Origin of the sequence: Streptomyces buecherae, from assembly GCF_014295035.1 — a bacterium.
GTDB lineage: Bacteria > Actinomycetota > Actinomycetes > Streptomycetales > Streptomycetaceae > Streptomyces > Streptomyces youssoufiensis.
In genome coordinates this window covers 6,771,524-6,789,866 of the sequence record NZ_CP060404.1, presented here as the reverse complement: position 1 = coordinate 6,789,866, position 18,343 = coordinate 6,771,524, and the positions used below count along the sequence as shown (strand labels likewise).

Below are 18,343 nucleotides of genomic sequence, written 5' to 3'. Positions count from 1 at the left end.
ACCCCGAACCACCCTCCCCCGCTCCCCCTCCCGTCACCCGGGTGGTGTCGCGACGCCCTCCGTGTGCATACTTTTTAGACTGACCAGTCAGAGCAAAGGAGTCTCGTGGTGCGATCCCCTCGTCCTGCCGAGGAGGCTCACTCTCCGTCCGGGGCGGCCGTCACGGCCGAGGGGCTGGGCGTGCGCGGGCCGCGCGGTTGGGCCTTCCGCGACATCAGCGTGGCGGCGGAGCCCGGCGCGCTGATCGCGATCACGGGCCCGTCCGGGTCCGGCCGCACTTGCCTGCTGCTCGCGCTCACCGGCCGGATGCGCGTCGCCGCCGGCCACGCGGAGGTGGGCGGCCACCGGTTGCCGCGCCATATGACGGCCGTACGCCGCAGCACGGGGCTCGGCCCCGTGCCGGGCGTGACCGATCTCGAACCGGCGCTCACCGTCGCCGAGCACCTGCGGGAACGCGCCCTCCTCACGCGACGGTTCGGCGGGACGCTGCGTGGCCTGTTCCGGCCGCGCTCCGCGCGTGCGGCCGAGTCGCGTGCGCGGATCGAGGACGCGCTCCAGCGCGCCGGTCTGGACGTGGACGCGCTGCCCAAGGGCGCCAGGACCGCCGTGCGCGACCTGGAGCGCCTTGAGGTCCTGCGGCTCTCGGTGGCCCTCGCGCTCATCGGCGCCCCGCGCCTGCTGGCCGTCGACGACACGGACCTCAAGCTGTCGCCGGCCGACCGGGCGCACGCCTGGTCGATGCTGCGCGGCATCGCGGAGGGCGGCACGACGGTCCTCGCGGTGTGCAGCGAGCCGCCGGCGGACGCCGTGGTGCTGTCGACCAGCCCGCACGACCGGCCGCGGACGGACGATCCGGCGCACGCGCGGGAGGAGCGGGAGGAACGGGAGGAGGCCGGCGACGCCCCGGCGAGCGGGCCGACCCCCCAGCGGCCCGCGCCGACGGCCGGCGCGTCCGATGCGGCGTCCGAGACGGCGTCCGCGCCGCGCGGCGCGGACGGGGCCGGCGGGCAGCGCGACGGACAGAACGACGAGCAGGGCAACGAGCAGGGCGACGGGCGGCACGACGCCCGCGAGTACGAGGGAGGGGCGTTCGATGCGATCGCCGAAGCTGGCCGCGCTTGAGCTGAAGCGGTTCGGCCGGGGGAAGCTCCCGCGCGCCGCGCTCGCCGCGATGACGCTGCTTCCCCTGCTGTACGGGGCGCTCTACCTGTGGTCCTTCTGGGACCCGTACCACCGCCTCGACAAGATCCCGGTCGCGCTCGTCAACGCGGACGAGGGCGCCTCGGTGGGCGGTGAGAAGCGGGTAGTCGGCGACGGCCTCGTGCGCGGGCTGCGGGACAGCGACACCTTCGACTGGCACGAGACCAGCGCCGAGCAGGCGCGCGAGGGGGTGGAGAACGGCACGTACTACCTGTCGCTGACCGTCCCTGCCGACTTCAGCGGCCAGCTCGCGTCCAGCTCCGGCGACGCCCCGGAGACCGGTGCGCTGAAGGTGCGCACCAACGACGCCAACAACTACATCGTGGGCCAGATCTCCCGCAGCGTCTTCTCCGAGGTGCGCGCCGCCGCCTCGGCCAAGGCGTCACGCGGCTTCTACGACAAGATCTTCGTGAGCTTCTCCGACATCCACGGCAAGACGGAGGAGGCCGCCAAGGGCGCCGACAAGCTCGGCAAGGGCATCGGGGACGCCAAGAACGGGGCCGACAAGCTCCACCAGGGCCTCGACAAGGCCGAGAAGGGCAGCAGCTCCCTCAAGGGCGGCGTGACGAAACTGCACTCCGGGGCCGGCCGCCTCAAGACGGGTGCGGGTGACGTGGCCGACGGCACCCAGCAGCTCGCCGACAAGGTCAACGGCGCCTACCGCGACAACGCGAAGGCGCGCGCCTTCCTCAAGGAGCACGGCAAGGACATCGGCGAGGCCGCCCGGCTCGTCGCCGACACATCGCAGCGCGTCGGCGACAACCTTGACACGCTCCCCGAGTCCACCGGCACCGCGGCCCGCAAGGCCCGCACGGCGGCCGACGACCTCGCCACCGAGTACCGCGAGCAGTGCACGGACGCCGGGCCGCCCACGGGAGCGCCGAGCGGCGGCGCGCCCAGCCCCACCGCGAACCCCACGCCCCCGACGGCCGCCACCCCCGCTCCGGGCACCACTCCCGCCACTCCCACCCAGCGCCCCGGCACGCCCGGCACGCCGCCCGGCTCGGTGTGTGCCTCGCTGGGCAAGGCCGTGGACGCCGCGGAGCGCGCCGCCGACGTCGCGCGGGACCTCGACACGCTGGTACGCGGCAACACCAAGGGCCTTGCCGAGCTGGCCCGGAACCTGGACGACGTCCACGACAAGGCCGTCTGGCTGGCCGAGCGCGCCCCGCACCTGAGCCGGGACATCGACTCCGCCGTCGCCAAGATCAACGCGCTCAACGACGGCGCGCACAAGGTCGCCACCGGCGCCGTCGACCTGCACACCGGCCTCACCAGCGCCAAGAGCGGAGCCACCTCCCTGCACACCGGCGTCGACGACCTGTACACCGGAGCCGGCACCCTCAACGGCGGCCTGTTCAAGCTGGTGGACGGCTCCGAGAAGCTGTCCGGCGGCCTGCACGACGGCGTCCGGAAGATCCCCGACTACGACAAGAAGCAGCGGGACGCCCGTACCGAGGTGATGGCCGACCCCGTCCAACTCGCCTCCCAGTCGATGCACGCGGCACCGAACTACGGCACCGGCTTTGCGCCGTACTTCATCCCGCTCTCCCTGTGGGTCGGCGCGATGGTGGCGTACATGCTCATCCAGCCGCTGAACCGGCGCGCGCTGGCCGCCGGGGCCTCGCCCGTGCGGATCACGCTGGCGGGGTGGCTGCCGGTCGCGGCCGTCGGCGCCCTCCAGACGGCGGCGCTGATGGCCGTGTTGCACTGGGGGCTCGGCCTGGAGATGACCCGCGCCGCCGGCACCGTGGCCTTCCTGGCGCTGGTCACCTGCTGCTTCGCGGCGATCGTGCAGTGGCTGAACGCGCGCTTCGGACCCGCCGGGCGCATCCTCGTCCTCGCGGTGCTGATGTTGCAGTTGACGTCGGCCGGCGGTACCTACCCGGTGCAGACGAGCCCGGCGTTCTTCAACGCGCTGCATCCGCTGCTCCCGATGAGCTACGTCGTGGAGGCGCTGCGCAGGTTGATCACCGGCGGCGGCCTGGAGCCGGTGTGGCAGGGCAGCCTGGTGCTGCTCGCCTTCACCGTCGGCGCGCTCGCGCTGACCACCCTCACGGCCCGGCGCAAGCAGGTGTGGACCATCGACCGGCTGCACCCGGAGCTCACTCTGTGAACGGCGCGAGCAGGCCGACCCCGCCGACGGGCAGAATCGGGGGCATGAACACCAGTGCCGCGTCCGCCCCGAAGACGCCCCCGGGGCCACCCGCCGACAAGCGCCGCGAGGGCACGCGGCGCAGGCTCTTCGAGGCGGCGGTCACGCTCATCGCGGAGCAGGGCTTCTCCTCCACCACGGTGGAGGAGATCGCCGAGCGCGCCGGGGTCGCCAAGGGCACCGTCTACTACAACTTCGCCAGCAAGTCGGTGCTCTTCGAGGAGTTGTTGCGGCACGGCATCGAGCTGCTGCGGGACGCGTTGCAGGAGGCCGCCGACACGGTGGCCGCCCGCGGTGGTGGCAGCGTCGACGCGCTGGACGCCATGATCCGCTCCGGGCTCGCCTTCATCGACCGCTACCCGGCGCTGACCCAGCTCTACGCGGCCGAGCTGTGGCGCACGAACCGGGCCTGGCAGTCGACCCTGATGGTGGTGCGCGCCCAGGTGCTCGCCGTCATCGAGGCCGTCCTGCGGGACGGCGTGGCCAGGGACGAGCTGAGCGCCGAGATCGACATCGGGCTGACGGCGTCGGCCCTGTTCGGGATGGTGTTGGTGGCCGGGGTCGACTGGAAGTCGTACCAGCCGCAGCGCAGCATCGACGACGTGCACGCCGCGCTGTCGCTGCTGGTCCAGGGCCGGGTGGGCGGCACCAGGGCCCCGGGCCCGGCCGCGTAGCGGGACGGGCGTCGGACGGGGCCGGGGCCGGCGGGTGCGCCGGCGCCGCGCGCCCCGGAGCGCACGCGAAGGCGCTGTCCTGGCGTCGATCGATCCCCCTCGACCGACCCCAGAACAGCGCCTCCCCCGTACTCCCCCGTTGTTCCCCCGTCCCCCCGTTACCCCCGTACCCCCGTCCCCCCGTGTCCGGCGGCCCCGGGGGGCCGCCGCGTCGCGGTGGCCCCCCGAGCCAACCCGCCCCCCGTGCTCGGCTGGGTCGCCGCGCCCTCCGCCGCCCCGTGTCGGCGGTGTGACGCCCGCGTCCCTGCCGCGCCCTCACTCTCCCGTCTCCGCAGGTGGAGCCCCATCCGCGCACCTACTCATCTGGGTGACTGAGTACGTGTACCTACCGCGTGAGTGACCGCGCCCAGGTCGGGGCCGGTCGGCGGCGTTGTCACAGGGGGCGGATAAAGTCGCGGGCATGGCACGGATTGCGGTGATCGGCGCCGGGATGGGCGCGATGGCAGCCGCCGCCAGGCTGGCCGTCGCGGGCCACCGGGTGGCGGTGTACGAGCGCGGCGCGACGCATGGCGGCGGCGTGGGGCGGCTTGAGCGGGACGGCTTCGCCTTCGACACCGGCCCCGGCCTGCTGCACCTGCCCGCCGTCTACCGCGACCTGTTCGTCAAGACCGGCAAGGAGCCGTTGGAGCAGTGCGTCGAGCTGCGCCAGGTCGATCCGGCCGGCGCCCACGTCTTCCCCGACGGCACCACGGTCACGTTGCCCAACGCGTCCCGGGCCGGCGTGGTCAGCGCGCTGGACGCCGCGTTCGGCGCCGGGTCGGGCGAGCGGTGGAGCGATCTGATCAACCGCGCGCGCGAGGTCTGGGACGCCACCCGGCGCCCGCTCCTTGAGGAGCCGCTGCGCGCCGACCGGGCCGCGCTGGCCGACGACCCGTATCCGGCGCTGCGACGCGGCTGGTTCCAGCGCGGCCCCGCCCCGCTGGCCAAGGTCGCCCGGCGCGAGCTGGCCGACCCCCGGCTGGCCGCGCTCCTGGAGAGCCAGGCCCTGGCGTACGGCCTCGATCCGCGCGCGGCGCCGGCCAGCGCGAGCGTGCTCGCCTACCTGGAGCAGACCTTCGGGAGTTGGTACGCGCGGGGTGGGATGCGCGCGCTGGCCGACGCGCTCCACGCACGCTGCCTGGCCCGCAGGGTGGAGTTCACCTTCGGCGCGGAGGCCACGGCCGTGCTCGCCAAGGACGGTCGCGCCGCGGGCGTCGAGCTGGCGGACGGCACCACGGTCGCCGCCGACGCGGTGGTCGCCGGCGTGAGCCCGGAGCGACTGGCGCGCCTGCTCCCGCCGGAGGCCGCCGTCGCCGGCTCGGCGCCGGCCGTGGCGGGCGGCGAGGAGAGCGGGCCGCAAGCGCCGCTCGGCCGGTTCTCCGTGCTGCTGGCGCTGCGCGGCGCCCGCCCCGTGGACGCGCCGCACCGCACGGTGGTGCACCCGGCGGACCCCGACGCGGAGTACGCGGAGTTGTTCCCGACCCGCCCCGGCCGGCGGCGGGCGGCTCCGGCGCCCGGCCCGGGGGTGGCCACGGCGCCGACGGTGACGGTGTTGCGGCCCGCCGACCCCGAGTTGGTGCCGGACGGCGACCACGAGGCGGTGACGCTCACGGCTGCCGCGCGCCCGCACACGGCGGTGGACTGGGCCGACGCGGAGTTGGCCGAGCGGTCGGCGGACCGGCTGGTCGCGGCGGCCGAGGCGGCCGTACCGAACCTGCGGGACCGACTGCTGTGGCGCGAGATACGCACGCCGTACGACACGGCTCGGGACACGGGCGTCGCCACCGGCAGCGTGCCGGTCCCCGCGCTCGCGGGGGCCGGCGGCCGGTACCTGGCCCCGGCCAACCCGGGCCAACTGCCCGGGCTGTACCGGGTGGGCGGCTGGTCGCACCCGGGCGGCGGCCTCGCGCACGCGGGCATGTCGGGCGCCATGGTGGCCGGGCTCATCGTCGACGGCGCGGACTGGCGCGGCTCCCAGTAGCCGCCCCGCCCGGGGGGCCGGCTCCCGGCCCCGGTTCGCCGGTGCGCCGCCCCGTCCGGCGCGCGACCGCCGCCCAGCGCGCGACGGTCTCGTACGCGGCGGGCCCGCACGCGTCGGCTACCGCCCGGTAGCCGGTGCCCGCACAGCGGCGCGTTCCCCGTCCCGCGCCCGCGCTCAGGCGGTCGCGGGCGGCGTCAGGAGCGGTGCGGTGCGGCGGTGTCAGTACCGGTACTGGCCGTCCGGGTCGTGGTGGCCGGGGTAGTACGGGTCGGGCTCGCCGGGGGGCGGGGCGATCGGCGGGGTCTCGCCGTCGCGCTGCTGCGGGACCCACGCGCCCTCGGACGGTGCCTGCGGGGAGAACTGCTGCGGCACGCCGTAGCCGGACGCGGGGTAGCCCGCCGGGTCGTATCCGTCGTTGCCGAGGCCGCCCGGGTTGTAGCCCGTGCCGTAGCCGCCGGCGGCCTCGCCCGGGAAGCCCGCGGGTTCGGAGTAGCCCGCGGCCGGGGCGTAGCCGCCCGGGGCGTAGTCGTGCGGAGCGAGGTCACCCGCAGCGAAGCCGGTCGGGGCGAAGGCGTTCGGGGCGGCGGTGGGCTGGCCGTAGGGGTCGTGCGGGGCCTGGCCGTGACCGCCCTGGTCGTACGGGCCCGGCGCGCCGAGGGGGTCCGGGCCGTAGCCACCCAGCGGGTCGCCGGTGTGGGCGTAGGGGTCGTCGGCGAGCGGGGGCGGCGGGGTGCCGTAGGGCTGCTCGGGGTAGCCGGCGTACGGGTCCGCGGCGTAGCCGTCGTAGCCGCCGGGCGGGTAGCCGTGCTGGCCGTCGCCCGCGCCCTGGCCGTCGTAGGCCGCGTACGCCTCGTACCCGCCGGCTCCGCCAGGACCGGCGGCGGCGTCGCCGGCGGGGGGCGGGCCGCTCGGCGCCGCGGCGAACGGGGTGTCGGCGGAGTCCGTGCGGTATATGCCGTAGCCGTCGGTGTCGTCGGGCAGCGGTTCCGGCTGGTAGGTCGGCGGGACGGGCGCCTCGGCGGGGGCCGGCGGGGTCTCCGGCTCGGCCTGGAGGTCGGAGACGCGCAGCGTCGGCTCGGCCGCGGGGGCGCCGCCGCGGCGGCGCCCCTTCCCGCCGCCGGTGGCGCGCCCCGCGCCGCCCGGGCCGCGCAGCGACCAGCCGGTGGCGAAGCCGCGCCGGAAGGAGAGCGTGACGTAGGTCTGGCCGACCGCGAAGGCCGCCGTACCCGCGGCGATCAGCGGCACCGATCCGAGGACGACACCGAGCACGACGCCGAGGAAGCCGGTGAAGGCCAGCAGTCGCCAGCGCAGTCGCGCCTTGTGCTGCAACAGCACCTCGCCGAGCAGCCACAGGGCGACGATGCCGAACGCGCAGTAGAGGACCGCCATGCCCATGTACGCCCCTCTCGTCCGGCCGCCGGTGCGCGGCCGTCACCGCGGTCAGGGCCGTTGGTGCAGCCCCAGGTTCTCGTAGATTTCCAACGTCGCCGTGGAGTGGTTCAGGGTGATGAAGTGCAGCCCGGGGATCTCCTCGGCCATCAACCGCGCGCACAGCTCGGTGGCGTAGTCGATTCCGATTGAGCGTACAGCCGCCGGATCGTCCTTCACCGCCAGGATGCGCGAGGCGAGTTCGGGCGGGAACGCGGCGTTGCTCAACTGCGCGAACCGCTCGATCTGGCGGACGTTGGTGACCGGCATGATCTCCGGAATGATCGGCGTGGGGCAACCGGCCGCCGCGACCCGGTCCCGCAGGCGCAGGTAGTCCTCCGGGTAGAAGAACATCTGGGTGATCGCGAAGTCGGCGCCCGCGCGGCACTTGTTGATGAAGTGCCGGATGTCGGTCTCCCAGTCCTGGGAGCGCGGGTGCATCTCCGGGAAGGCCGCGACGCCGACGCAGAAGTCGCCGGACTCCTTGATCAGTTCGACGAGTTCGGCGGCGTACGAGACGCCCTCGGGGTGGCGCACCCACTCGCCCATCGGGTCGCCTGGCGGGTCGCCGCGGACCGCCAGCATGTTGCGGATGCCCGCGTCGGCGTACTGGCCGATGACGTTGCGCAACTCGGTCAGCGAGTGGTTCACGGCCGTGAGGTGGGCGACCGGGGTGAGGGTGGTGTCGGTGGCGATCCGCTCGGTGGCGCGGACGGTGCCCTCGCGCGAGGAGCCGCCCGCGCCGTACGTCACGGACACGAAGGTCGGAGCGACGGCCTCAATGCGGCGAATGGCATTCCACAGGGTCCGCTCGCCCTTCTCCGTCTTCGGGGCCGCGAACTCAAACGAATACGACTGTTCACCGGATGCGAGGAGTTCGCGCACCGTACGGGCGTGATCGGTCCGGGTGGATGCTGTGCCAAGGGCCATACCAGCAGGTTATCGAGCCGCGCCCGAGGCCCCCAACCATCCGCTGCGTTATGCCCGAATAGCACGGATCGCTCCAGGGTTTTCGGACACCGGCCCGCTCATGGGCGGGCCGCTCCGGGCGGCTACGCCGAGCGCTCCCGCACCCGCTTGGCCAGGTGGGCGGTGGCCTCGGCCGGGTCCGCGGCCTCGGTGATGGCGCGCACCACCACGACCCGGCGGGCCCCGGCGTCCAGGACCTCGTCCAGGTTGCCGGCGTCGATGCCGCCGATGGCGAACCACGGCCGGTCGGAGTCGAGCGACGCCGCGTACCGCACGAGGTCGAGCCCGGGGGCGTGCCGGCCCGGCTTGGTCGGGGTCGGCCAGCAGGGGCCGGTGCAGTAGTAGTCCACGCCGGGCTCGACGGAGGCGGCACGGGCCTCGGCCTCCGCGTGGGTCGACCGCCCGATCAGCACCTGGTCGCCGAGGATGGCGCGGGCGGCGGGCACCGGCAGGTCACCCTGGCCCAAGTGCAGCACGTGGGCTCCCGGCTGGTGGGCGCCACGGGTGGCGAAGGCGACGTCCGCGCGGTCGTTGACGGCCAGCAGCGCGCCGTGCCTGCGGCACGCCTCGGCGAAGACGGCGAGGTGGTCGAGTTCCTCGGCCGCCTCCATGCCCTTGTCGCGCAACTGCACGATGTCCACGCCGGCGGCGAGCACCGCGTCCAGGAACTCCGGCAGGTCCCCCTGGCGCTTGCGGGCGTCGGTGCACAGGTACAGCCGGGCGTCGGCGAGGTGCTCGCGAGCGGCGGCTGCGGTGACTGCGGCGGCCATGGGATGGCCTCCCCCCAGATCAGCGGCGTACGGGCCGGGCGCGGGGTCGCCGGCCCGGCCCGTACGCCGGACGGTTACGTGCTGTGGGCACTACGAAACGGATCGCGAAGCGGGTCGCGCGGGATCGCGCGTGCCCGGGCGCCGTGGGCCGGTGGCCCGCGACGGCGCCCCGGCACCGCGTGTGCGCCCTACACCGCGAGCGCCTGCGCCCGGCGCTTCACCTCCGTGCCGCGGTTCTCGCGGAGCGCCTGCGCTGGGGTGCCGGGGAGTGTCGGGTCTGCGGTGAACAGCCACTCCAGCATCTCTTCGTCGGTGAAGCCGTCGTCCCGCAGCAGCGTCAGGGTGCCTACCAGGCCCTTGACGATGCGGCCGTCGCCGATGAACTCGGCTGGCACGTGGAGCGCCCGGTTCTCGCCACGGCGCACCGCGATCAACTGGCCCTCCTTGACCAACTGCCGCACCCGGGTTACCTCGACGTCGAGCAGTTCGGCGATGTCGGGGAGGGTGAGCCAGGCAGGGACGAGAGCATCGGTCTTTGCGTCAATCTCGGTCACGGGACAAGCCTGCCATCTGGGACTGACACCCGGTAGCCGAAAGCGGCCGGCTTTCTCCCCCTCACGTCCCTCCCACCCGCTCTGACCAGCGGGTTTACGCTGAGAAGCGATCCGTGACGGCCACCGGACGGCACCGCCGTCAGACCCCCCTCCGGCCGGTTCGCAGCCGGCGCGGGTGCCCGACCGCCGCGCCGCGTACGCGCCAGGCGGCCACCCCGCCCAGCCCGTGCGACAGCCGCCCGCGGGGCGCGGCGGGCCCCGCGCGGTGCGCCCGCAAGCCCCGGCCGCCGACGCCGCCGCCCCGCCGCCGTGACCCGCGCGTCAGCGGACGGCGGACTTGAGCGGCACCGACGGGTCGGCCGCGCGGGCCTCGTCCAGGTGGGCGCCCTGCTCGATCAGCTTGCGGCCCTGCGTCAGGTCGCGCGGGCGGCCCACCGCCAACAGGGCGATCAGGGCACCGTCGCGCAACCAGCACACGCTCCAGGCGGCGCTCGTCGGGTCGCCGCGCCAGACCATCGTGTCCGCGGCTGTGTAGTGCCCGGCGTACTGCACGAACCGGCCGAACTGCTCGGACCAGAAGTACGGCACCGGGTCGTAGACCGGCCCCGTGAAGTGCGCGGCGTCGCCGCCGACGATGTGGGCCGCGACCGTGCGCGGGCCCTGGAGCGCGTTGTCCCAGTGATGCACGAGCAGCCGCTGGTCGTAGCGGGCCGAGGGGAAGGAGACGCAGTCGCCGACCGCGTACACGTCCGGGGCCGAGGTGCGCAGCGCGCCGTCGGCCAGCACCGAGCCGTCGGGTCCGAGGGCGATGCCCGAGTCCGCCAGCCAGCCCGTCGCGGGCCTGGCCCCGATGCCGACCACCACGGCGTCGGCCGGCAGCCGGGTGCCGTCGGCGAGCGAGACCGCCCCCGGCTCCACCGCCGCGACCCGCGCCCCGGTGCGCAGCACGGCCCCGCTGTCCGCGTACCAGCCGACCATGTGCGCCGCCACCTCGGCCGGCAGCGCGCCCGCCAGCGGGCGGTCCGCGGCCTCGACGACCGTGACCGCGCAGCCCGCCTCGCGGGCCGCGGTCGCGAACTCGGCGCCGATCCAGCCGGCTCCGACGACGACGATGTCGTGCTGGCCGGCGAGCACGGGCCGCAGCCGCTCCGCGTCGTCCAGGGTGCGCAGCAGGTGCACCCCGGGCACGCCCTCGCTGCCGGGCAGCGCGATCGGCTCGGCGCCGGTGGCGATCACGAGGTGCGCGTACGGCACCGGGCCCGCGTCGGTGTCCACCAGGCGCTCGGCCGGTCGCACGCCGGACACCCGGCGCCCGAGGTGCAGGTCGATGCCGAGCGCGGCGAAGTCCACGTCGAAGGCCGACCCCTCGGCCTTGCCGAGCAGCACCGCCTTGGACAGCGGCGGCCGGTCGTAGGGCTGGTGGGGCTCGGCCCCGAGCAGCGTGATGGTGCCGGGCCAACCCTGTTCACGCAGGGCGACCGCGGTCTGTACCCCGGCCATGCCGGCCCCGACGATCACGACCCTGCGGTCGTCGCCGCTCGGGCCACCGGTCACGGCGCGGCCCTGGCCGCCGTTGCGCGTCTCCTCGGTGTCCTCGCTCACGCGATCACTGTAGGACGACGCGTGTCGCGGGCCGCAGCGCCGTGCGGGGAGATCTCCGACACAAGGTCACCCGCCGTGACGCCGCGCGCCCGCGCCCCGGGCCCGGGTCGGTGGCCTGACCACGGATGCCGGCCCCGCTCCGTTTCGGGTCCTCGGGGGGCGTACTAGGGTGGCGGGTGCACACCACTCGCGGGAGCCCGGACGCACCGGGCTGAGAGGGGGGCTGGCGGCCCCCGACCGTACGAACCTGATCCGGGTCATTCCGGCGAAGGGAGGGGCTGGACGCCCATGCACGCGTCTGCCGAAGACGGGACCACCGCGACCGCGTCCCCGCACCACGACGACCCACACCGTCCCCCGCACGGGGCGCGCCCCGAGGCCGTGATCCCCGAGGACCCGACCGTGGCCATGTCGCAGCCCGCGTCGGACGGAGCGGCGCCTACGACCGGCGCCACGCCCCGCACGGCCGGCCCGCCGCCCACCACCGCGGCGCCCGCACCCGCGCCCGGCAGCGTCGCCGAGCACCGGCCCGACGGCGCCGGGGCCGCGGCCTCCGACGTCCGGTGTGACGTGCTGGTCATCGGCGGCGGCATCATCGGCCTGGTCACCGCGTGGCGCGCCGCCCAGCGCGGGCTGCGCACCGTGCTGGCCGACCCGGCGCCCGGTGGCGGGGCCGCCCAGGTCGCGGCGGGCATGCTGGCCGCCGTCACCGAGACGCACTTCGGTGAGGAGACGCTGCTCGGCCTGAACCTGGCGTCGGCGCGCCGTTACCCCGACTTCGCCGCCGAGCTGACGGAGGCGAGCGGCCAGCCCACCGGCTACCGCGCCTGCGGCACCCTCGCCGTCGCGCTCGACAGCGACGACCGCGCCCAGCTCCGCGACCTGCACGCCCTCCAGCAGCGCTGCGGGCTCGACGCGCGGTGGCTGACCGGGCGCGAGTGCCGGCGCCTGGAGCCGCTGCTCGCGCCCGGCGTGCGCGGTGGCGTATGGGTCGAGGGCGACCACCAAATTGACCCTCGGCTGCTCGCCGCCGCCCTGCTGACCGCCTGCCGGCGCGCCGGGGTCACCTTCCGGCACTCCTGGGCGCGGCGGCTGACGCTGGCCGGCGCCGGGGAGACCCGGGAGGCCGCGGAGCACGTCGACGGCCGGCGCGCGACCGGTGCCGTGCTGGCCGACGGCGCCCGGGTCGCGGCGGGCCAGGTGGTCCTCGCGGGCGGCAGCCTCAGCGGCCGGCTCGCCGGGTTGCCCGCCGACGTGGTGCCGCCGGTGCGGCCGGTCAAGGGGCAGTTGCTGCGGCTGCGGGTGCCGGCCCCGCTGGCCGCCGCGGGCCCGTTCCTGTCCCGCACCGTACGGGCCGTGGTGCGCGGCGGGCAGATCTACCTGGTGCCCCGGGTGAACGGCGAGCTGATCGTCGGGGCGACCACCGAGGAACTCGGCTGGGACACCACCGTCACCGCGGGCGGCCTGTACGAGCTGCTGCGGGACGCGCACGAGGTGCTGCCGGGCGTCACGGAGCTGGAACTCGTCGAGACACTGGCCGGGCTGCGCCCCGGCTCGCCCGACAACGCGCCGCTGCTCGGCCCGAGCCGACTGCCCGGCCTGGTTTTGGCCACCGGCCACCACCGCAACGGCGTGCTGCTCACCCCGGTGACCGGCGACGTCCTGGCCGACGTGCTGACCACCGGCGAGCTGCCCCCGCACGCCCGCCCGTTCACGCCCCTGCGCTTCTCACCAGCACCAGCACCGGCACCGGCACCAGCGACCGCGCCGGCACGCGCGGAGGCCAACGGCGCCCGCAGGCCGCCGCCGTACGCCACGCCGCCGCCGTACGCCACGTCACCGGTCGCGCCCGCCGGGCCCGCGCCGGCCCCGGCGCCCGACCGGCCCGCCCCGGCCACTCGGCCGACCGACGCACCCCAGGAGCCGTAAGCCATGACCGTCTCCCCTCCCGTCACCCTCACCGTCTCCGTCAACGGCGAGCCCCGGCAGGTGCCGGACGGCACCACGCTCGACCAGCTCGTCGCCACGCTCACCACCGCGCCGGGCGGCGTCGCCGCCGCCGTCAACGAGGCGGTCGTCCCGCGCGGGCAGTGGCCCGCCACCGCGCTGTCCGCCGAGGACCGCGTCGAGGTGCTCACCGCCGTACAGGGAGGCTGATCCGTCCCTCATGTCCCACCCCGCACTCGACCACCACCACTCCCCCGGCACCCCGTCCGACCCGCCCGTGTCCACGGGCGCGGCGCCCGCGCCCGGCTTCCTGCCCAGCGCGGACCCGCTGACCATCGGTGACCGGGAGTTCGCCTCCCGGCTGATCATGGGCACCGGCGGCGCGCCCAGCCTGGAGATCCTGGAGCGCGCGCTCATCGCCTCCGGCACCCAGCTCACGACCGTCGCCATGCGCCGCCTCAACCCGCGCGTGCAGGGTTCGGTCCTGTCCGTACTCGACCGGCTCGGCATCCAGGTGCTGCCGAACACCGCGGGCTGCTTCACCGCGGGCGAGGCCGTGCTCACCGCCCGGCTGGCGCGCGAGGCGCTGGGCACGGCCTGGGTCAAGCTGGAGGTGGTGGCCGACGAGCGCACGCTGCTGCCGGACCCCATCGAGCTGCTTGACGCGGCCGAGACGCTGGTGGACGACGGGTTCACGGTCCTGCCGTACACCAACGACGACCCGGTGCTCGCGCAGAAGCTGGAGGACGTCGGCTGCGCGGCGATCATGCCGCTCGGCTCCCCCATCGGCTCCGGGCTCGGCATCCGCAACCCGCACAACTTCCAGCTCATCGCCGAGCGGGCGCGGGTGCCGGTCATCCTCGACGCCGGCGCCGGCACCGCGTCCGACGTCGCGCTCGCGATGGAGCTGGGCTGCGCGGCGGTCATGCTCGCCTCGGCGGTGACGCGCGCGCAGGAGCCCGAGCTGATGGCCGAGGCGATGCGGTACGCGGTCTCGGCGGGCCGCCTCGCCAGCCGCGCGGGCCGCATACCGCGCCGGCACTTCGCGCTGGCCTCCTCGCCCGACGAGGGCAGGGCGCACCTCGACCCGGAGCGGCCCGCGTTCGAATAGCCACGCCCAAGGGGCGCCGGCGGCGGCCCGGGGCCGGCCGGCCGCGCGGGTGGGCCGGCCGGCGGGGCGGCCGGCCCGGGCCCGGCTGGGTGGTTCGCACGGGAGTGCCACCCTCCGGTCACCGTTCGGCTTCAGTCGCGGCCGGCGCCAGCGCTGGTGAGTCCGGGTGTCGGGCACGGCTCGTAGACTCCTCTGTCGTGGATACGACCCTGCAGGACCCGCTCGTCGGGCAGGTACTCGACGGCCGCTACCGGATCGAGGCGCGGATCGCCATCGGCGGTATGGCGACGGTCTACCGGGCCGTCGACACCCGACTCGACCGCGTGCTCGCGCTCAAGGTGATGCACCCGACGCTGGCCACCGACGACGCGTTCGTCGAACGCTTCATCCGCGAGGCCAAGTCCGTGGCCCGGCTCGACCACCCCAACGTGGTGGGCGTGTTCGACCAGGGCACGGACGGCACGTACGTCTACCTCGCGATGGAGTACGTGGCCGGCTGCACGCTGCGCGACGTGCTGCGCGAGCGCGGGGCGCTCCAGCCGCGCATCGCCCTGGACGTGGCGGAGCCGGTGCTCGCCGCGCTGGGCGCGGCCCATCTGGCCGGCCTCGTGCACCGCGACATGAAGCCGGAGAACGTGCTGATCGGCGACGACGGCCGGGTCAAGGTCGCCGACTTCGGGCTGGTGCGGGCGGTGGACGCGGCGACCAACACCTCCACCGGCGCCGTCCTCGGCACCGTCTCCTACTTGGCGCCCGAGCAGATCGAGCACGGCACGGCCGACACCAGGGCGGACGTGTACGCCTGCGGCGTGGTCCTGTACGAGATGCTCACCGGCGCGAAGCCGCACACCGGCACCACCCCGGCCCAGGTGCTCTACCAGCAGTTGCACGAGGACGTCCCGGCGCCCTCGCGCAGCGTGCCGGGGCTCGCGCCCGCGCTGGACGACCTGGTGGCCGAGGCCACCGCCCGCGACCCCGAGCAGCGCCCGGCCGGCGCCGTGGAACTCCTCGGCCTGCTGCGCACCGCCCGCTCGGGCCTGACCGACGCGCAGCTCGACGTGGCCCCGCCACGGGCCAAGGCCGGCACGCTCGGTGCCCCGGTGCCGCGCTCCGGCAGCGGCCCCGACGACCGTACGAGCGTGATCCCGCGGGCCGCCGCGGCGCGCGCCTCGGCCACCCGGCGGCAGCCGGCGCCGAGCCCCGCGGCCGATGGCGCGGCGGCGGATGACGAGCTGAACCGCACCAGCGTGCTGGGCCCGCCGCTGCTGGCCGAGCGCCCCGTCAACGACGACCCGCCGCCGCAGCCCGTCCGCCGGCGCCCCGGCGGGCTGCGCATGCCGCGCCGTCCGGTGCTCACCGCGGTGACGGCGCTGCTGCTGGTCTTCGGCGTCGGGCTCGGCATCTGGTACATCAACTCCGGCCAGTTCACGCACGTGCCGGCCGTGCTGAGCATGAAGCAGGCCGAGGCCGAGGAGAAGGTCCGGGACGCGGGGCTCGACGTCAAGATCAAGCACGGCTTCAGCGACGTCGTGGAGAAGGGCCGGGTGATCTCCACCCATCCCGAGAGCAACGCCCGCATCCGCAACACCGGAACGGTCACGCTCACGGTCTCGCGCGGCACGGAGATGGCCGAGGTGCCGAACGTGGCGGGCATGTCGCTGGAGGACGCCAAGAAGAAGATCGAGGGAGCCGGGCTCAGTCTCGGCAAGGTGACCAAGCGGTTCAGCGAGGAGACCCCCCGGGGCGACGTGCTGGGCTCCGAGCCGGCGGCCGGTACGGAGCGGCGCCCGGACTCGGCCGTGGCGGTCACCGTGAGCAAGGGCGCCCCCATCGACCTGCCGGACGTCGTCGGCGACGCGCTCGACGACGCCGAGAGCGAGCTGCGGGACGCCGGCCTCGACGTGCGGATCGCCGAGCCGGTCTTCTCGGACGAGGACAAGGACACCGTCGCGCTGCAGAACCCGCCCGAGGGGTCGCGCGTCGCCGAGGGCGACACGATCACCCTGACGCCGTCCAAGGGCAAGGAGATGATCGAGGTACCGCACGTCGAGGGCAACCACCTGGACGACGCCAAGCGGAAGCTGGAGGACGCGGGCTTCAAGGTCGGCGTCAACCGCTTCTTCTTCGGCGACACGGTCTTCGACCAGTCGGTCGACGGCGGCGACGAGGCGCCGAAGGGCAGCAAGATCACCCTGCGGGTGCGCTGACCCGACGCCGCCGTACCGAGCCCTCGACCCCGCTGGCCCCCGCCGCCCCGGGGGCCGGCACGCCCGGGGCGGCGGGGTGGCCGACGCCACCCGGGCCGGCGCTCCGGACGGGGTGCCCGGCTGGCACCCTTGGTGCGTGAGCACGTCTGCCATCCGCACCCGCAACCCCATCGGCGGCCACGTACCCGTGGCCGGAGGGCTCGCCTCCGTCGGCCTGTCCTACGCCCGCGACCTCGGCGCCGAGAGCCTCCAGGTCTTCGTCGCCAATCCGCGCGGCTGGGCCACGCCGGCCGGCAACCCGCGCCAGGACGAGGAGTTCCGCGCGGCCTGCGCGGCGGAGTCGCTGCCGGCGTACGTGCACGCGCCGTACCTCATCAACTTCGGCTCGCACACCGAGGTGACGGCCGAGAAGTCCGTGGAGTCGCTACGGCACTCGCTGCGCCGGGGCCGGGCCATCGGCGCGCTCGGGGTGGTCGTGCACACCGGTTCGGCCACCGGCGGCCGACCCCGCGCGACCGCGCTCGCGCAGGTCAGGGAGCGGCTGCTGCCCCTGCTCGACGAGCTGACGCACGACGACGACCCCTGGCTGCTCCTTGAGCCGACCGCGGGGCAGGGCGCGTCGCTGTGCGCGCTCGCCGAGGACCTGGGCCCCTACTTCGACGTGCTCGACCGGCATCCACGGCTCGGCGTGTGCCTGGACACCTGCCACGCGTTCGCCGCCGGGCACGACATGGCCGCCGCCGGGGGCACCAAGGCGCTCCTCGACGAACTGGTCGCGGTGGTGGGCGAGGGGCGGCTGAGACTGATCCACGCCAACGACTCCAAGGACGTCGTCGGCGCCCACAAGGACCGGCACGCCAACATCGGCGCCGGCCACATCGGGGCGGACGCCTTCGGCGAGCTGTTCACGCACCCGGCCACGGCCGGCGTGCCGCTGGTGATCGAGACCCCTGGCGGCAAGGAGGGGCACGCCGCGGACGTGGCCCGACTCAAGGAGTTGCGCGGGGCCTGACGGCGCCCGCCGGGGCGGGCCGTCGCGGGGCGCCGACTAGAGCTCGGGGCCGTCGCCCGGCTCCTCCTGGTAGGAGTAGCGCTGCTCGCGCCAGGGGTCGCCGAGGTTGTGATAGCCCCGCTCTTCCCAGAAGCCGCGACGGTCGGCGGTCATGTACTCCACGCCGCGCACCCATTTCGGGCCTTTCCACGCGTAGAGCTGGGGAACGATGAGGCGGACCGGAAATCCGTGCTCCGCCGTCAGCGGCTCGCCGCCCTTGTGCGTGGCGAAAATCGTCCGCTCGGCCGCGAAATCCGCGAGTCGCAGATTCGAGCTGAACCCGTATTCCGCCCACACCATCACATGGGTGACGTCTTCGGCCGGCGGGGCGAGTTCGAGGAACAATCGGGCGGGCACGCCGCCCCACTCCGCGCTCAACATGCTGAACTTCGTCACGCAGTGCAGATCGGCCACGACCGTGGAGTACGGAAGGGCCGCGAATTCCTCGTGCGTCCAGCAGTGCTTGTCCCCGTCGGCCGTCGCGCCGAATACCCGGAACTCCCAGCGGTCGGGTCGGAACCTGGGCACCGGGCCGTAGTGGGTGACCGGCCAGCCCCGTTGTAGCCGTTGCCCCGGAGGTAGCTGTCCCTGCTCCCCTTCGCGGCTTTCCGGCTGACCCATGCCTCCATGGTGTCAGACCTTCGGGGGTGGTCGT

General features: G+C 75.1%; 15 protein-coding genes and 1 riboswitch. Of the genes, 9 read left to right on the top strand and 6 right to left on the bottom strand.

The annotated features are described in order from the left end of the window. Positions 1-108 precede the first annotated feature (108 nt). The 4 genes from H7H31_RS27000 to H7H31_RS26985 all read left to right on the top strand — a co-directional run bounded on the left by H7H31_RS27000 (position 109) and on the right by H7H31_RS26985 (position 6,049). Positions 109-1,122, top strand: coding sequence for an ATP-binding cassette domain-containing protein (locus H7H31_RS27000; protein WP_187059686.1), 1,014 nt, complete (start codon positions 109-111; stop codon positions 1,120-1,122). After that, positions 1,094-3,316 (top strand): YhgE/Pip domain-containing protein, encoded by a 2,223-nt coding sequence (locus H7H31_RS26995; protein ID WP_187118109.1) that lies wholly within the window; start codon positions 1,094-1,096, stop codon positions 3,314-3,316. The genes H7H31_RS27000 and H7H31_RS26995 overlap by 29 nt, the downstream gene beginning before the upstream one ends. 44 nt (positions 3,317-3,360) lie before the next feature. After that, positions 3,361-4,029, top strand: coding sequence for a TetR/AcrR family transcriptional regulator (locus tag H7H31_RS26990; RefSeq protein WP_187059679.1), 669 nt, complete (start codon positions 3,361-3,363; stop codon positions 4,027-4,029). A 460-nt stretch (positions 4,030-4,489) separates the two neighbouring features. Beyond that, on the top strand, positions 4,490-6,049 hold the full coding sequence (locus tag H7H31_RS26985; protein WP_187063826.1) for a phytoene desaturase family protein: 1,560 nt from the start codon (positions 4,490-4,492) through the stop codon (positions 6,047-6,049). 219 nt (positions 6,050-6,268) lie between these two features. Here H7H31_RS26985 and H7H31_RS26980 read toward each other — a convergent pair whose 3' ends face one another. The 5 genes from H7H31_RS26980 to H7H31_RS26960 all read right to left on the bottom strand — a co-directional run bounded on the left by H7H31_RS26980 (position 6,269) and on the right by H7H31_RS26960 (position 11,372). Then, positions 6,269-7,444 carry a hypothetical protein gene (locus tag H7H31_RS26980; RefSeq protein WP_187063825.1) on the bottom strand — a complete coding sequence of 392 codons (1,176 nt, stop codon included), beginning with the start codon at positions 7,442-7,444 and terminating at the stop codon, positions 6,269-6,271. Between the two features lie 45 nt (positions 7,445-7,489). Continuing rightward, entirely contained in the window at positions 7,490-8,407 is a 918-nt protein-coding gene (gene metF, locus H7H31_RS26975) for a methylenetetrahydrofolate reductase [NAD(P)H] (RefSeq protein ID WP_176161163.1), read from the bottom strand. A gap of 122 nt (positions 8,408-8,529) precedes the next feature. Next, positions 8,530-9,216 (bottom strand): thiamine phosphate synthase, encoded by a 687-nt coding sequence (thiE, locus tag H7H31_RS26970; protein WP_187063824.1) that lies wholly within the window; start codon positions 9,214-9,216, stop codon positions 8,530-8,532. 188 nt (positions 9,217-9,404) lie between these two features. Continuing rightward, positions 9,405-9,770 (bottom strand): helix-turn-helix domain-containing protein, encoded by a 366-nt coding sequence (locus tag H7H31_RS26965; protein WP_176161165.1) that lies wholly within the window; start codon positions 9,768-9,770, stop codon positions 9,405-9,407. A gap of 321 nt (positions 9,771-10,091) precedes the next feature. Further along, entirely contained in the window at positions 10,092-11,372 is a 1,281-nt protein-coding gene (locus H7H31_RS26960; protein ID WP_187063823.1) for an NAD(P)/FAD-dependent oxidoreductase, read from the bottom strand. Between the two features lie 179 nt (positions 11,373-11,551). Continuing rightward, a riboswitch (TPP riboswitch) is annotated at positions 11,552-11,663 on the top strand. On the opposite strand from H7H31_RS26960, the gene thiO reads away from it, so the two are divergent. From thiO to H7H31_RS26935, 5 genes are all read left to right on the top strand, one after another. Then, positions 11,661-13,301 carry a glycine oxidase ThiO gene (gene thiO / locus H7H31_RS26955; RefSeq protein WP_232110104.1) on the top strand — a complete coding sequence of 547 codons (1,641 nt, stop codon included), beginning with the start codon at positions 11,661-11,663 and terminating at the stop codon, positions 13,299-13,301. Its footprint overlaps the riboswitch before it by 3 nt. 3 nt (positions 13,302-13,304) lie before the next feature. Further along, positions 13,305-13,529 carry a sulfur carrier protein ThiS gene (thiS, locus tag H7H31_RS26950; RefSeq protein WP_176161167.1) on the top strand — a complete coding sequence of 75 codons (225 nt, stop codon included), beginning with the start codon at positions 13,305-13,307 and terminating at the stop codon, positions 13,527-13,529. 157 nt (positions 13,530-13,686) lie between these two features. Next, positions 13,687-14,430, top strand: coding sequence for a thiazole synthase (locus tag H7H31_RS26945; protein WP_232110373.1), 744 nt, complete (start codon positions 13,687-13,689; stop codon positions 14,428-14,430). Between the two features lie 197 nt (positions 14,431-14,627). Further along, a complete protein-coding gene (gene pknB / locus H7H31_RS26940) occupies positions 14,628-16,637 on the top strand; it encodes a Stk1 family PASTA domain-containing Ser/Thr kinase (RefSeq protein WP_187063821.1) in 2,010 nt (669 codons plus the stop codon). Positions 16,638-16,773: 136 nt separating this feature from the next. Continuing rightward, positions 16,774-17,649 (top strand): deoxyribonuclease IV, encoded by an 876-nt coding sequence (locus H7H31_RS26935; protein ID WP_232110103.1) that lies wholly within the window; start codon positions 16,774-16,776, stop codon positions 17,647-17,649. A gap of 36 nt (positions 17,650-17,685) precedes the next feature. Here the strand turns inward: H7H31_RS26935 and H7H31_RS26930 are convergent, their stop codons facing one another. Continuing rightward, the gene (locus H7H31_RS26930; RefSeq protein ID WP_187063820.1) at positions 17,686-18,309 is read right to left on the bottom strand and encodes a sulfite oxidase-like oxidoreductase; all 624 of its coding nucleotides are present in this window, start codon (positions 18,307-18,309) and stop codon (positions 17,686-17,688) included. Positions 18,310-18,343: the final 34 nt, after the last annotated feature.

Coding starts and splice junctions, on each gene's coding strand:
- H7H31_RS26995 (WP_187118109.1), top strand. CDS start 1,094: ATGCGATCGCCGAAGCTGGCCGCGCTTGAGCTGAAGCGGTTCGGCCGG.
- H7H31_RS26930 (WP_187063820.1), bottom strand. CDS start 18,309: ATGGGTCAGCCGGAAAGCCGCGAAGGGGAGCAGGGACAGCTACCTCCG.
- metF (WP_176161163.1), bottom strand. CDS start 8,407: ATGGCCCTTGGCACAGCATCCACCCGGACCGATCACGCCCGTACGGTG.
- thiS (WP_176161167.1), top strand. CDS start 13,305: ATGACCGTCTCCCCTCCCGTCACCCTCACCGTCTCCGTCAACGGCGAG.
- H7H31_RS26945 (WP_232110373.1), top strand. CDS start 13,687: ATGGGCACCGGCGGCGCGCCCAGCCTGGAGATCCTGGAGCGCGCGCTC.
- thiE (WP_187063824.1), bottom strand. CDS start 9,216: ATGGCCGCCGCAGTCACCGCAGCCGCCGCTCGCGAGCACCTCGCCGAC.
- H7H31_RS26990 (WP_187059679.1), top strand. CDS start 3,361: ATGAACACCAGTGCCGCGTCCGCCCCGAAGACGCCCCCGGGGCCACCC.
- H7H31_RS26985 (WP_187063826.1), top strand. CDS start 4,490: ATGGCACGGATTGCGGTGATCGGCGCCGGGATGGGCGCGATGGCAGCC.
- H7H31_RS26980 (WP_187063825.1), bottom strand. CDS start 7,444: ATGGGCATGGCGGTCCTCTACTGCGCGTTCGGCATCGTCGCCCTGTGG.
- thiO (WP_232110104.1), top strand. CDS start 11,661: ATGCACGCGTCTGCCGAAGACGGGACCACCGCGACCGCGTCCCCGCAC.